Here is a 14,570-nt window from a genome sequence, read left to right on the forward strand (position 1 = left end):
GGTGAACTATCTGTCGGGGACGCGCGTGGGCCCGACGGTGGTTCGTCGAGTTCGCCGCTGACGAGCGGTTCCGCGGTCTGCGCTACTTCGCCCGTCCGGTCACGTCGTTTGACTGAGACGACGGAGACACGACTGCAGCGTTCCATCTATGATTGCTCGGTGGATCGCGCCTGGTCCGAACATCTGTTCGGCAGCGAACAGTCCGGTGATGACCGCGAGCACCTCCTCCGACTTCAATGTGTCGGCCGGATGGGTCGCGATAAAGGCAGGCAGTGGCAGATTGCCGATATCGTGCGTCCACGCTTCCCGTCTGAACGGAGCGAACTCCGAGGCGAACTCCTCGCGCAGGGCAACGGTATCGCTTTCGTCTGCCTGTAGCGCGGCTGCCTCATCGATGGCATCTTTAAATTTCGTCAGCGAGGCATAGGGTCCAGATTTCTCCACCTCGACGGTGGCATTGCTATGAGGCGTTCTGTCCGGCCTGAGAGTGAATATGAGGTCCTCGGTGTCAAGATCGAGATGGTCGAAGATGCGGCGGAACAGGCCGATCTTCGTGTCGGTACTGTTGCTCACCCACACGCCGAGACTGGGATCGACGATTCGGAGTCCGCGGACGGAATCAAAGGCGGCTGGACTCGTCGTCAGCATTGACTCATCGGCCGCAAACTCCAGCAGTTCGGAACGGTGGAGTTGAAGCAGGACGGCGAGGAGTTTGGGAGTCAGGTTCGCCCAATCCGTGACCGTCTCGCTGGCATCACCGTATTCGTACGCAGTCACATCGCGGCCGCGAAACGATGTGTCCTCGCCCATGGGTTCCGTCGGGCGGACAACCTCGGGCGGAACGAAGTCTGTTTCGACGAACGCCCAGTAGCTCATTGCTACTTCGGCGAGACGCTGCGATCTCACGCGCATCGCAGCTTCATTCCAACGATCGGTGGACTTCATATCGGTGTTGAGTCGATAAGGGGAAGAGTCGAACCCGTGCTCGATCTCTTTCTTCCTTGAGAACGGTGAGTTGGAGTATGCGGAGTTGTACCCGGTGACGGTGAGGTTCCCGATCCGGTTCTTCCACACATCATGGACGGCCTCAGCCTCTGGACCGAGTTCGTCCTCCCATGCCGGCGTCAGGGTCTGCGGCATGACGTGTTCGACGGACAACTCCCCGGACTCGAGCCCGCGGGCGATGTCTCGGGTGTCCATGGAGTCGCCGTTCTCCAGGACGTCGAAGAGGTAGCGTCGATAACTCGGACGAAGATGATAGGAATCTCGAGCGGCGAAGGACTCCTGGAACTCGGAATCGGCAGGGAACCGGCCGGACCCGCCGTCGCGACGGCGAAGAACGTAGGTTAGCAGCGAAGAGTATGACCGTCCGTCGCTGTGCAGCCTACGAATCTCGGCGTAGGCAGTGGCCATGATTTTGTTGACAGCGTTGGCTGCGACACCGCAGGTGATCCGGCGGAACAGATAGGACTCGATGATCTGAACAATTGAACAGAGGTCCTCGTCGTCGATGATTCCCTTCCTGGCATCGGCAATCACCGGCATGAGGAACGGGTGTACGACATCACCGATGATGAGGTTCGCTCGCCGCAGGCGACGGTCGACCGCGGCGAATCCCGTTGCGGCATGGGTAATTGCTCGGCTGTTCCGTGAATAGTCGTGCATGTCGTCGAGTATCTGCGGAACGCTCTCTCTGCTTCGTTCGGTGAAGCGTTTGAACGCTTCGAAGACATCGGATTCGCGAGGAGTCTTGCTGGTCTTGGCTGTGAGATACCAGCGGATGAACCAGTCAGTTCTGTAGTCGACGTTCTCTTCGATTGGGTTCCAACGGTCCTCGTACAGGCGTTCCTGCTCTGCGAGCGTCTGGTTCATCAGAACGAAATTGCGGATCTTGTCGGCCTCACTGAGATCGAGTCCGGTGGAATTCAGCGATTCGAAGATCCGCTGTGGATCGTCATGGGGTTCGAGGTCGAGGTGCATGACCTCCAGCCTGCAGATCGCGTCCCAGATCTGTTGCGCATCTAGACGGGTATCGCCTAGACGTCGGCGAAAGTATCGGTAGTTGGCGGTGACGTTCGACGCCTCGATGAAGTCGTCGCTCTGTCCGAAGAGTGCCTTGTAGGCTGCGGCGTCATTCTTGACTGGTTTGAGCTTGAACTTGAGATTTCTGGGGTCGGCGTCGACGAGGAGGAAATCGTCAACGAGTCTCCGAGTCAGTTCGGGGTCGTCACCAGGATTGATCTCTTCGGCGGCGGCAGCATGGGTGAGAGCAAGCATGAGCAGGCTGATCGTAGTGAGGCGCTGTTGGCCGTCGATGACCACCCACTTCCACGAGCCCTCGGACTTGCCGACCACGGCGCCAAAGAAGTGTTTGGGATGGCGAACGGGATCCGCCAAAGACAATTTTTCCAGATCGTCGAAAAGGCGAGCACACTGCTGGGTTCCCCAGTCGTAGTTGCGTTGATAGACCGGTATTTCCAGAGTCGAGTTGGACTTGTTGTAGATCTTCCAGATCTCAGTGGGCTGGCCCTTCACGGATCTCCTTGGCGCAGAATGTGTCATCGGTAGTTTCTCTACCGTATAGGATGCGTGCCTAATTGCGCCTTATGTCGCGTTCAGGTCGACACCTGCGAGACTGCCGTTGTCATTCGCGATGTCTTCGCCGCCATCGGTGCTCTCAGCGCCAACGATGTTCTGCTTTTACCGGTCTCGAAATTCCCATTCTGTTCACTATCTCGCTTTCCCCTCTACCAGGGAAAACTACAGTGTCTAGTTCGGCTCTACCCCTGCCGATATCCCAACTTCACCGAAATCTCCTTCGCCGCAGCCTTCATCACCGGCACCAGAGCCTGCATCCGATCCTTCGGCATATAGGGACGCGTGGCCGAGAGCGAGATGCCGGCGACGATCTGCCCGCTGCCGTCCCGGATCGGAGCGGCCACACATCGGATGCCCGGCTCATTCTCCTCGAGATCGAGCGAGGCCCCCTCACGTGTATACCCCTGCATCCGCTTGATGAATGCTTCCGAGGCAGCAGAATCAGCGCCGGGGTTCTCCGCGACGAACAGACGCTCCCAGCGGTCGTCCTGACCCAGCAGCAGCGCCTTGCCGACACCGGTACGTGACATCGGCATGCGGTGGCCGATGCGCGAGCGCATCTCAGCCCCGCGGGTCCCGGGAATCTTGTGCAGGTAGAGCACAGATTCGCCATCCTCGACCGAAAGATGGATGGTGTCCTGAGTCCGCTCGGCAAGCGCCTCGAGACTCTCCCTGGCGACCACCGGCAGCGGATCCTGATTGAGTGCGGTGAAACCAAACTCAATGAGCGTCGGCCCCAGACGGAACTCGCCCGGTGAGCCGTGACGCAGATACCCCATCTGTACGAGCAGTTGGATCATTCTGTGCGCACTCGAACGGCCGATGCCCGTGGACTCGACAATGGTCTTGAGCGAGGTCGAGCCATGCGCGACGGCGCTGACGATCTGCAGACCTCGTGCCAGGGTCTGAGTGCCCTGTGGGACAGCGTCCTGCGTTGCAGCCTCGGTGTCGTCGATCATCGCACCAGTATGGCATCAATCCCACATATAGGGACAATGGTGGCGCATGGTGGAATGCCTGCCCATAGTGGCTCTTATGGTTGAACAAGCAACACCCGAGGCCCCGCAGATGATCGGCCTCGACTGGGGGACGAGCTCGCTTCGAGCCTTCCTCATTGGCAGCGACGGCGCGATCCTCGCCGACCGCAACGGCTCCGACGGAATCATGGCCGTCGGCCCCGACACCGACGACCTCCGGGGTGACTTCTCCCGGATCGCCCAGGCCGCCATCGGCGACTGGCTCATGGCCCACGGCCCCCTCCCGATCCTCGCCTGCGGAATGATCGGTTCGACCCAAGGCGTCGCCGAGGCGGGGTACCTCGACCTGCCCACCGAACTCAGCACCATGGGCGGGCACCTGACGACGGTTCCCCTGGACATCGGCGATCTGCACATCGTCCCCGGACTGCAGAAGCCACCGACAGACGCGACCGCCCCCGATGTCATCCGCGGCGAAGAGACCCAACTGCTCGGTCTCCTCACCGCCGAGCAGAACGAACCGACCACCGTGATCCTGCCCGGCACCCACACCAAATGGGTGAGCTGCAGCGGCCAACGCGTCACCGATTTCTCCACGTCGATGAGCGGGGAGATCTTCGGCCTGCTGACCAGGTCCTCGATCCTCAGCCGACTGGCCGCGCCCACCGACGAATTCCACACCGATGCCTTCGACTGGGGATTGGACGTCGGAACCGATGACCCCGCCGCTCTCACCTCCTCCATCTTCACCGCACGTACCTGGGCCCTCGACGGGCGCCTGCCTGCGCCAGCCATCAATGACTATCTCTCGGGAATGATAATCGGCGCCGAGGTGGCCAGCCAGCTCGCGACAACCGCGGAGACTGCTGCGCCGGTCATCGTCTGCGGAACCCCAGATCTGACGATGCGATACACACGCGCCCTCCGCCAGCAGGGTCAGCAGACGGTCCAAGCCGATCCGTGCGCCGCTGCCACCGGCCTCTACCGCATCGCCGAACAATCCGGCCTCGTGCCGACCAAGGAGAACCCCCATGACTGACAATGTCCCCACCGGACTCATCGCCATCCTCCGCGGAGTCCGCTCCGACGAAGTCCTCGACATCGCCGAAGGAATCGTCGCAGCCGGATTCTCCGCCATCGAAGTTCCACTCAACTCACCGGACCCCTTGGACTCGATCACGGCACTCGTGAAGCGATACGGCGACCAGGTGCAGATCGGCGCCGGTACGGTGCTCACCGCCGACCAGGTCCGAGAGTGCCAGCAGGTCGGTGCGCGCATCATCGTCGCCCCCGATACCGACCGGGACGTCATCTCCACCGCTCTCGAGCTGGGGCTCACCCCGTACCCGGGCGCGGCAACGCCGACCGAGGCCTTCGCCGCGATCAAAGCCGGCGCCACCAAGGTCAAACTCTTCCCCTCGACCGCGGTCGGCATCAGTGGGCTCAAGGCGTGGAGTGAAGTCCTGCCCACTGGCACTGAGCTCTTCCCCGTCGGGGGAGTGGGTGCCGACAATGCCGCCGAGTGGCGTCAAGCTGGAGCCGCCGGCTTGGGACTCGGCTCCTCCCTCTATCGCCGAGGCGACCGCCCCGACGACGTGCACGACCGAGCCGAAGCGATCGCCTCGGCGTGGGCCAAGGCCCACTGACTGAACCCAGCAACACCAAGGCACTGACGATAACCGAACGAAAGGCCAGACCAATGAAGATCACGTCGATGACGACGTACACCGTGCCGCCTCGGTGGCTGTTCCTCAAGATCGAAACCGATGAAGGGATCGTGGGATGGGGTGAGCCGATCATCGAGGGCAAAGCCGCCACGGTGGCAGCAGCCGTCGACGAACTCTCCGACCTGCTCATCGGCAAGGACCCCGCGAACATCGAGGACCTGTGGACGATCATGTACCGCGGCGGCTTCTACCGCGGTGGACCGATCCTTATGAGCGCGATCTCCGGCATCGATCAGGCACTCTGGGACATCAAGGGCAAAGCGCTCGGCCAGCCGGTGCACCAGCTGTTGGGTGGGAAGGTTCGGGACCGAATCCGCACGTATTCGTGGATCGGCGGCGACCGTCCCGGCGACACTGCAGCGGCCGCTCTGGAGACGAAGAACCGCGGATTCACCGCGGTGAAGATGAACGCCACCGAGGAACTGCAGTTCATCGACTCGTACACCAAGGTCGACCAGGTCATCGAGAACGTGCAGGCGATCAGGGAAGCTACTGGGGATGACTTCGGCATCGGCGTCGACTTCCACGGTCGCGTGCACAAACCGATGGCCAAGGTGCTCATCAAAGAGCTTGAGCCTTACCGTCTGCTCTTCATAGAAGAACCGGTGCTCTCCGAACACTTCGGCTCTCTGCGTGAGGTCATGGCGAACACGCCGACGCCGATCGCACTGGGGGAGCGGCTGTTCTCTCGGTGGGACTTCCGCGAAGTGATCGCCTCCGGTGCCGTCGACATCATCCAGCCCGATGTCTCCCACTCCGGTGGAATCACGGAGACCCGGAAGATCGCGATGATGGCCGAAGCCTACGATGTGGCGCTCGCCCTGCACTGCCCCTTGGGGCCGATCGCGCTCGCCTCCTGCCTGCAGGTCGATGCCGGCAGCTACAACGCCTTCATCCAGGAACAAAGCCTGGGCATTCACTACAACACGAGCAACGATCTGCTCGACTACGTCACCGATCCTTCCGTGTTCAACTACGACGACGGCATGATCGACATCCCTTCCGGACCCGGGCTCGGCATCGAGGTCAACGAAGACTACGTCATCGAACGAGCGGCGGAAGGACACCGGTGGCGCAATCCCATCTGGCGTCATGCCGATGGCTCGTTTGCGGAATGGTGAGGAGAGATCAATGACGAAACTCGACACTGCAGTCACCACACGCCCCACACGAATCCGCTACATCATCGCGGTTCTGCTCTTCATTACCGTTGTCATCAACTACATGGACCGGGCCAACCTGTCCATCGCGATGCCAGCACTGTCCCAGGAATTCGATCTCACCACCGGGCAACAGGGACTTCTGCTTTCGGCCTTCGGTTGGACCTATGCCGCAATGCAGCTGCCTGGCGGATGGCTGGTCGACCGAGTGCGGCCGCGAGTGCTCTACGCCTCCTGCCTCGTCCTGTGGTCTCTGGCCACTCTGTTCATGGGAATGTCCGGCGGGTTCGTCGCGCTCATCATCCTCCGGCTCATGGTCGGTGGATTCGAAGCACCGGCGTACCCGATCAACAACAAGGTGGCCACGGCCTGGTTCCCTGAGCGTGAGCGTGGACGGGTCATCGCCTTCTACACCTCGGGACAGTTCATCGGCCTCGCACTGCTCACCCCTGTGCTTTCGTGGCTGCAGACGGTCCTCACCTGGCACTGGGTATTCATCCTCACCGGTGTCGTCGGAATCATCTGGGCCGCGATCTGGTGGTTCGTCTACCGCGAGCCGCGCGACAAAGCGGGTGTCAACCAGGCAGAGATCGACCTCATTGCTTCAGGCGGGGGACTGGTCGATGTCGAGACGGGCATGAAGAAGGAGGCCACGCCGAAGCTAAAGTGGTCCGACATCAAGGTCGTACTCACCCGGCGGAAGCTGTGGGGAATCTACCTCGGCCAGTTCTGCCTGACTTCTACCCTGTGGTTCTTCCTCACCTGGTTCCCGACCTACCTCGTCGACTACCGCGGAATGGATTACATCGAGTCAGGCTTCATGGCCTCGCTGCCGTTCATTGCCGCGCTCGTCGGTGTGCTGCTCTCCGGATGGGTCTCGGACCTTATGGTGAAGAAGGGCCTGTCGCTGGGCACCGCGCGGAAGCTCCCGATCATCATCGGCCTAGCGATGACCGTGTTCATGCTCGGAGCCAACTACACAGATTCGACTGCGCTGGTCATCACGTTCATGTCGATCGCCTTCTTCGGCAACGGCTTCGCCTCAATCACCTGGTCGCTCGTGTCGGCGTTGGCACCCGAGCGGTTGCTGGGCCTGACCGGCGGTATGTTCAACTTCATCGGCAACCTGTCCTCGATCGCCACCCCGATCGTCATCGGCTTCCTTGTCACCGACATCGACTTCGCCCCGGCGTTCGTCTACATGGCTGCGATCACCATCGTCGGCGTGCTGTCGTATGTGTTCCTTGTTGGCAAGGTTGAACGTGTGCAGGAGTGAAGACAAGCGCCAGTCATACAGTTGAACGTGTTCTATCAAATATGAGTCGTTCGGAGGCTTTGGAACTATGGCGACGGGGGAAGGGGCCGGCCAGCCGGTTATGCGAACATCACTGGCTGCGCCTTCCAGGCCCCGGATTCCAGCGGATGCTCATTTGTTCGGCTTCGTGCACGACTGCCTGGGGCAAAGTCCCGCGACGGTAGGAGCCGCGTAGGCGAGTAATCCAACGCCCAGCAGTTGGCCAATCGTCTGTTCCTTCAAGTTGAGGGACATTGATGTGCCCATACCGGAGATAGTAGTCTTTCAACCAGCTCAATCGCTCGAGATAGTTATCTTCTTGCTTTTCGGCCCTTGTCAGAGGCTTCGTCTTTGGATCGCGATACGGCGGCGTAAATCTCACGCCAATTTCTTCGGCTGCAGCAATCTGGGCATCAGTGAGCCGGCCGGAGCGATACTTAACTCGCAAGTTCGAAACCCAAAGTCCGATTCTCCACCCCAGCCAGATTTCGGCCGCCTTGGGGTTGGCGTGACCGTGATAGCGAGCGTATGACGCCAACCGGGTGATGCCCCGCTCGAAGTCCACTCGTCCTCTACCCATCCTCGGATGATATCCGACATCTGTATTTATTCGTAGGGGTTTGTTCTGTCTCTCAGCCATGGCGGCTTACACTACCGTTCTGGTCGTGGGTGGACACCCGAAAACGCAAGCTAGTGAACGGCTGCTATCGCGATTCCGTTGACCTGAGTGGCAAACGCACAGCTTCTCCGTCGGACCCGAACCCACACTGAATCGATGTGGAGTCATACTTTTCGTGAGTTTCCGTGGGGTGGCTTCTGCCCCTAAAATCCAGGGAACTCAGCCTTCCTAGAGTTCGTCTAGTTGCCGCTAGTTTCCGTGGGGTTCCGTTGAAAACGGTGGATAACCGTGGGGCGAGTGGAGTTGTTCAACTGAAAAGGCAACGTGCTAGAAGGATGGTGCCGGCGAGGCTGACGGAGATGAACGATGTGGCCATTGGCTTTGAGGTATGGTCGCCTGTGTTCGGCCACGATGAGCGCCAAGGAAGCCTGTCTGATGCTCAGTGTCTATCAGTGTCTGCTTGTGCAGCCTCAGAAAAGTGGATGCTCAAGAATCGAATTGCTTCGTCGACGCGCCGCGGTGTGTGGATTCCTCTCGGTACCACAGCACTAATCGCGTTGCGCGGTACCGTATCCGCGACCGGAATCTCAATGACACCGGGACCCGGCACGCTGGTCTCACCGGGGAGTGCGTAGCGGAGAGAATATCCCAGTCCGTTCGCGACCAGAGCCATCACCGTTGCCAGATTCTCGCTAGTCCATCTGACGCGGGGTTCCACTCCCGCATTTCGCATGAACTCGATCGATCGGTCACGGCTGGGAGGCAGATCGATCAGAATTGCGGACTCCTGCGCCACTTCGCTGAATGAGATCGATTGTCTACCGCATAGAGGGTGCCCGGCCGGAAGCATGATCTTTAAGATGGCTTCAGCGATGTCGTGGGAACGGACTGATTCGAGAGTCTGCCGGGAGAACACGAAGGCCATGTCGAGAGCGCCGTCGATGAGCGCCTGCTGGAGGTCTCCGGCGGAGCCTTCTCGATAATTGAAGGTCACTTGCGGGTAGTGTCTTTCGAAGTGCGCAGCTAGTGGCGGCACGACTTGAGGGGAAAGGGAAGACACACACCCGATTTCGATCACCCCCGAGATCTCTGAAGTTCCGGTTGCGGCCACTTGTGTGATCTCGGCTGTCATCGCAAGCACATGTCGTGCACGCGCTGACAACTCTCTTCCGGCGCGGGTCGGTACAACCCCTTTGGACTGTTGCCGGATGAGCAGATCCGTGCCAAGACGACTTTCCAGCTGCGCGATCGCCATCGACACCGTTGCCTGGGTGACGCTGACCTTCTTCGAGGCTGCCGTCACCGATCCGGCGTCGACGACCGCGATGAAATATTCGAGTTGACGCAGCGTGAGCTCACCCATCAAATCCGCCTATGTACTGCTTCATAAGTATTGATTCTACAAAAATGGTGGTGTGCACCACACTGGGAACCAGATGTCCTATCGAAACGCTTGAGGAGCAACGGCGACCCATGACTAAGGCAAACAATCCGCAGATCATCACGTTGGGAACCGCAGGCGGGCCACGTTGGTGGCGTTATCAAGGACAGGGTGTACGCGCGGGAATCTCGACTGCTTTCGTTATCGGCGACGCTGTGTACTTGATTGATTGTGGTTATGGAGCCGGCCGCCAACTTGTCGAAGCTGGATACAGCCTCGACAACGTCGTGGGGATCTTCCTGACCCACCTGCATTCGGACCATATTGCAGACCTGGCGGCGATTGCCATGTTCAGCACATTCGAAATCACCGAGAGCGAGCGAGACCCGATCGTCCTCATTGGGCCGGGAGACCGTGGTGTTTTGCCAACGGTCTCACCGCATGCAAGAGTCGCGCCGCGTCCGATATCTGAGCAGTCGCCGACTCCCGGGACGGCCGAAACGCTGACCCGGCTGGTCGAAGCGAATGCCACAGACCTCAATGAGCGCATCCTCGATAGCCTTCGACCTTCTCCCCTGGATATGTTCCAAGCAGAGGACATCGTCTTGCCTGAGGGCCTGGGTTTCGAGCCGAACACGAATCCTGCGCCCAAGATGTCTCCATTTGTCGTCTATGAGGACAGCAGAGTTCGCGTGTCGGCGATTCTGGTAGAACACCCGCCCATGGCACCTGCTTTCGGCTATCGGTTCGACACTGATGAAGGTTCAGCGGTGATTTCAGGTGATACGGCCTTTACGACGAATATGATCACGCTTGCTCAGGGTGCTGACCTGCTCTTGCATGAGGCTATTGACTTGGAATGGTTGACTGCGAAGTTTCCTGATCCGACGAGTCCTCGCGCTCGAGCTATTCGGAGCCATCATGAACGTTCCCACACCTCGATCGCAGACGCGGTCGCGATCGCTGAGGCGGCCGAGGTCAGACAACTGGCGTTGCATCATCTCGTTCCTGGCACGTCGGGGCCTTCGCTGAAAAGCCAATTGGACTCGGTGACACAGCTGTCCCCCTTGGTTCCGGACGATCTCGAAGTGCTTCCACTTGGCCCGAGCGCATGAACCCGTGAAAACCAGGCTCTTGCCCCAGACCTCTTACCTCCTGGAGTGACAACGATGTACACGCCTAAGAAACCCAATTTCATCATCGCAACCATCCCTCTGCTGTCGCTGATCTTTATGGCCTTCATGTCCACCGTGTACTGGGGTATCGGCATGCTCGTGCCGATCATCGTGGGTATCGCGGTAGCTGCCATTATCGGCAAAATGTTGGGCTACAGCTGGCGTGATCTTGAACAGTCGCTGGCTGACGGCGTCAGCAAAGCGCTGCCAGCCGTATTCATTCTGATCCTCATCGGGATGATCATTGGTACGTGGATCAGCGGAGGAATCATCCCCACGCTGGTCTTCTACGGTCTGAGCATCATCGATCCGAATCTCTTCCTTCCGTTGGTCTGTCTCATCACGGCCTTCGTCTCTTTGATCCTGGGAAGCTCGTTTACCTCTATCGCCACTATCGGACTCGCCTTTATGGCGATTGGGGAGGGAATGAACATGCCTCTGCCGATCGTGGCAGGTGCTGTGATTTCAGGGGCCTTCTTCGGCGACAAACTCTCACCGTTGTCGGATACGACGAATGTGGCTCCGGCGATGGTCGGGGAAAGTCTGTTCGACCACATCCGTCACATGCTTTGGGATACGATTCCTGCCTTACTGATCAGTGCGGTTCTCTACTGGGTCATCGGTCTCAACATCGTCGGAGGAGCGACACAAGGAACTGCCCGCGGCTCGAGTGCCATATTGTCCGGTCTGCAGGAGCAGTTCACGATCCATCCATTGCTGCTCATCGTTGTGGTGTTGGCGCTGGTGCTCATCGCCATGCGCGTACCCGCGGTTCCTGCATTGCTGCTGATTGCTTTCATGGGGGCCATCGCAGCAGTGACAGTCCAGGGAAGGGCTATCGGGGAGACCTTGCAAGCAGCGACCGCCGGTTACGTCTCCGACTCGGGGCAGGAGGCAATCGATAGCCTGCTGAGCAACGGTGGGATCACCTCGATGCTCGAGACTGTGGGTCTCGTCATCGTGGCAACAGCGTTGGGTGGAATCCTCGATAGGACGGGCATTTTCTCCGCTCTGATCAACCCGCTCATTCGTCGTATCAAACGAACAGGGTCGCTCATCGCATCAACGATTCTGGCGACATTCCTCGTCGGCTTTTCCAGCGGTGCGCAGTTCCTTGCGATCATATTGCCGGCTCGAGGCTTCGTAGATTCGTACAGGAGAATGGGCCTGTCGCCTTTGAACTTGTCCCGAGCTGTCGAGGCTGCAGGTACAGTCGGAATCAATCTCGTCCCGTGGGGTGTCCCGGCGGTTTTCGCCGCTGGAGTGTTCGGCCTTGCACCTACTGATTTCATTCCGTGGATCTTGTTCGCGTTCATCGTCCCGCTACTCAACATCATCTACGGCTACACCGGGTTCAGCATCAAACGGCTGGATCCAACAGAACACGCTCAGAAAAGCGACGAGTCGAAACTGGCTGAATGACAACGGCCGTCGTGTCGTGAGTGTTGCCTTGGTCCTTGGACATAGCCTCACAGTCCCATCCGTGTCGAGATGGTCGAGATGGTAACGGAAGCCTGCCGCAGGGCCATCGCTGAGCTAATCCGTCGTTGTGTCTTACCTCGCCGGTAGTATTGAGCCAACTCACGAATTTGCCTCGTCTACCAGGAGAAATTTCGATCGTGTCAGCTCTGTCAGGCTTCGTCTGGAGTGTTGCAGACACTCTGCGCGGCCCGTACTCCGAGTCCGAGTACGGCTCTGTCATTCTTCCCTTCACAGTGCTGCGACGCTTGGAGTGTGTCATGGATCCGCATCGGGAGGTGATGGCGGAGGTCGTTGCCCGCTACGAGGGTGAGCAGCAGCGACGCACGCATCTGAAGCTGAAGACTCGGACGGCTGACAATCCGGGTCTGTCGTTCTGGACGACAAGCGACTTTACGCTGAAGAAGGCTCTCGAAGATCCCGACAACCTCGCGGAGAACCTGATCGACTACGTCGGCGGGTTCTCGGCGAACCTCGATGTGTTCAAGTCTTTCGACTTCGAGAACATCATCCGCACGCTCGATAACCGCGAACGACTGTCGCAGGTGACCCGGCACTTTGAGGGAATCGACCTGTCGCCGGGCGCGGTATCCAACGCCGATATGGGCGATCTGTTCGAAAACCTCATCTACCGCTTTGCCGAGTCGGCCAACGAAGGCGCGGGTCAGTTCTACACGCCTCGTGACGTCGTCCGCCTCCTGGTTGATCTCCTCTATGCCGACGACGCCGATGCGCTCCGTGGTCGCGGCACTGTCCGGTCGATCTATGACCCGACTGTCGGCACCGGCGGCATGCTCAGTGTCGCCGACGAGCACCTGCGCAGCTTCAGCCCGGACGCGTCGACGGCACTGTACGGGCAGGAGATTAACAAGCGCACCTACGCGATCTGCAAGGCCGACCTGCTTATCACCGGCCAGGACCCGACCAACGTGCGTCAGGGCGACACGCTCACCGTCGACCGCTTCGAGGACCGCCAGTTCGATTACGTCCTGTCGAACCCGCCTTTCGGCACCGACTGGAAGGCCGTCGAGTCGCAGGTGAAGGCCGAGCATGCCCGCGGGGGACAGGGACGCTTCGCTCCAGGGCTTCCTGCCGTGGGCGATGCGGCGATGCTCTTCCTCCTGCATGTCGCCTCGAAGATGCGCGACGTCGACGAGACGGGGCGCGGCGGTAAGGCCGGCATCGTCTTGAACGGTTCGCCGCTGTTCAACGGCGGAGCAGGCTCAGGTCCTTCCGAGATTCGCGGCTACATGCTCGAGAATGACCTCGTCGAAGCGATCGTGGCGTTGCCGAACGACATGTTCTACAACACCGGCATCGCGACCTACCTGTGGATCCTCTCGAACGCGAAGCCGGAGGATCGCAGGGACACGGTGCAGCTCATCGATGCGACGAAGCTCGGCACGAAGCTGCGCAAGTCGATCGGGTCGAAGAGGATGGAGATCCCTGACGCGCACCGCGACGCCGTCGTTCGTGCCTTCGCCGGCACCTTGAGCGAGGACGACGTCGAGGTCCCGGTGAAGACGTTCCACAAGCGCGACTTCGCGTACTGGACTGTCACGGTCGAGCGCCCGTTGCAGCTGCGGTTCCAGTGCACGCCAGAGGCGATCAGCGCCGTGGCGGAGCAGAAGACCCTGGCCAAGGTCGAGGGCCTCACCGCGGCGCTCGAAACGTTCGGCGACGAGGTGTACCTGAACCGGGAGAAGTTCGACAAGGCGCTCGGCCTCCACTTAGGCGACCACGGCGTTCGACTGACGCCGGCGCAGCGCAAGAAGCTGTGGCAAACGATCGGCGTCCACGACGATACTGCTGACTACTGCCGCGTGCCGTCTGGGAAGAACGAGGGCGACCTCGAGCCGGATCCTGACCTGCGCGATACTGAAAGTGTCCCGTTCGGCTGGGGACACCACCCGAAGACGCACGAGGCTTGCGAGGAGACCGTGCAGGCGTACTTCGACGCCGAAGTGAAGCCGCACGTCGCTGATGCGTGGATCAATTGGGAGAAGACGAAGACCGGATACGAGATCCCATTCACTCGCCACTTCTACGAGTATGTGCCCCCTCGTGCGATCGAAGAGATCGACGCCGACCTCGAGCGCGTTGTCGGCGAGATTATGGGGTTGCTGCGGGAGGTAGAAGCTTGAAATCCGTGGCGTTCCC

The 14,570-nt window shown here is 59.9% G+C and carries 11 protein-coding genes; 7 read left to right on the plus strand and 4 right to left on the minus strand.

All coding sequences use genetic code 11. The features are described 5' to 3' along the window. Nucleotides 1-99 precede the first annotated feature (99 nt). Nucleotides 100-2,535 carry a DUF262 domain-containing protein gene (locus ACH82I_RS17695; protein WP_413334514.1) on the minus strand — a complete coding sequence of 812 codons (2,436 nt, stop codon included), beginning with the start codon at nucleotides 2,533-2,535 and terminating at the stop codon, nucleotides 100-102. Nucleotides 2,536-2,780: 245 nt separating this feature from the next. Next, a complete protein-coding gene (locus tag ACH82I_RS17700; RefSeq protein ID WP_413334516.1) occupies nucleotides 2,781-3,557 on the minus strand; it encodes an IclR family transcriptional regulator in 777 nt (258 codons plus the stop codon). A 76-nt stretch (nucleotides 3,558-3,633) separates the two neighbouring features. On the opposite strand from ACH82I_RS17700, the gene ACH82I_RS17705 reads away from it, so the two are divergent. From ACH82I_RS17705 to ACH82I_RS17720, 4 genes are read left to right on the plus strand one after another with little or no spacing between them, the layout of a single operon-like run. Then, nucleotides 3,634-4,614 (plus strand): 2-dehydro-3-deoxygalactonokinase, encoded by a 981-nt coding sequence (locus ACH82I_RS17705; protein ID WP_413334517.1) that lies wholly within the window; start codon nucleotides 3,634-3,636, stop codon nucleotides 4,612-4,614. Then, nucleotides 4,607-5,221 (plus strand): 2-dehydro-3-deoxy-6-phosphogalactonate aldolase, encoded by a 615-nt coding sequence (locus tag ACH82I_RS17710; RefSeq protein ID WP_413334519.1) that lies wholly within the window; start codon nucleotides 4,607-4,609, stop codon nucleotides 5,219-5,221. The genes ACH82I_RS17705 and ACH82I_RS17710 overlap by 8 nt, the downstream gene beginning before the upstream one ends. Before the next feature lie 29 nt (nucleotides 5,222-5,250). Next, nucleotides 5,251-6,423 carry a galactonate dehydratase gene (dgoD, locus tag ACH82I_RS17715; RefSeq protein WP_413336781.1) on the plus strand — a complete coding sequence of 391 codons (1,173 nt, stop codon included), beginning with the start codon at nucleotides 5,251-5,253 and terminating at the stop codon, nucleotides 6,421-6,423. A gap of 10 nt (nucleotides 6,424-6,433) precedes the next feature. Beyond that, nucleotides 6,434-7,738: an MFS transporter gene (locus ACH82I_RS17720; RefSeq protein ID WP_413334521.1), complete on the plus strand. Its 1,305-nt coding sequence runs from the start codon at nucleotides 6,434-6,436 to the stop codon at nucleotides 7,736-7,738. 109 nt (nucleotides 7,739-7,847) lie between these two features. Here ACH82I_RS17720 and ACH82I_RS17725 read toward each other — a convergent pair whose 3' ends face one another. Both ACH82I_RS17725 and ACH82I_RS17730 read right to left on the minus strand, forming a co-directional pair. Further along, nucleotides 7,848-8,321: a helicase associated domain-containing protein gene (locus tag ACH82I_RS17725; protein WP_413334523.1), complete on the minus strand. Its 474-nt coding sequence runs from the start codon at nucleotides 8,319-8,321 to the stop codon at nucleotides 7,848-7,850. Nucleotides 8,322-8,814: 493 nt separating this feature from the next. Further along, a complete protein-coding gene (locus ACH82I_RS17730; RefSeq protein WP_413334525.1) occupies nucleotides 8,815-9,738 on the minus strand; it encodes a LysR family transcriptional regulator in 924 nt (307 codons plus the stop codon). 110 nt (nucleotides 9,739-9,848) lie between these two features. Here ACH82I_RS17730 and ACH82I_RS17735 point away from each other — a divergent pair, with 110 nt between their 5' ends. From ACH82I_RS17735 to ACH82I_RS17745, 3 genes are all read left to right on the plus strand, one after another. Then, nucleotides 9,849-10,871, plus strand: coding sequence for an MBL fold metallo-hydrolase (locus ACH82I_RS17735; RefSeq protein ID WP_413334527.1), 1,023 nt, complete (start codon nucleotides 9,849-9,851; stop codon nucleotides 10,869-10,871). A 54-nt stretch (nucleotides 10,872-10,925) separates the two neighbouring features. After that, nucleotides 10,926-12,353 (plus strand): Na+/H+ antiporter NhaC, encoded by a 1,428-nt coding sequence (nhaC, locus tag ACH82I_RS17740; RefSeq protein ID WP_413334529.1) that lies wholly within the window; start codon nucleotides 10,926-10,928, stop codon nucleotides 12,351-12,353. A 197-nt stretch (nucleotides 12,354-12,550) separates the two neighbouring features. After that, on the plus strand, nucleotides 12,551-14,554 hold the full coding sequence (locus ACH82I_RS17745; RefSeq protein WP_413336782.1) for a type I restriction-modification system subunit M: 2,004 nt from the start codon (nucleotides 12,551-12,553) through the stop codon (nucleotides 14,552-14,554). Nucleotides 14,555-14,570 lie beyond the last annotated feature (16 nt).

It is taken from the genome of Brevibacterium sp. GP-SGM9 (assembly GCF_047300845.1).
In the GTDB taxonomy this organism is placed as follows: domain Bacteria; phylum Actinomycetota; class Actinomycetes; order Actinomycetales; family Brevibacteriaceae; genus Brevibacterium.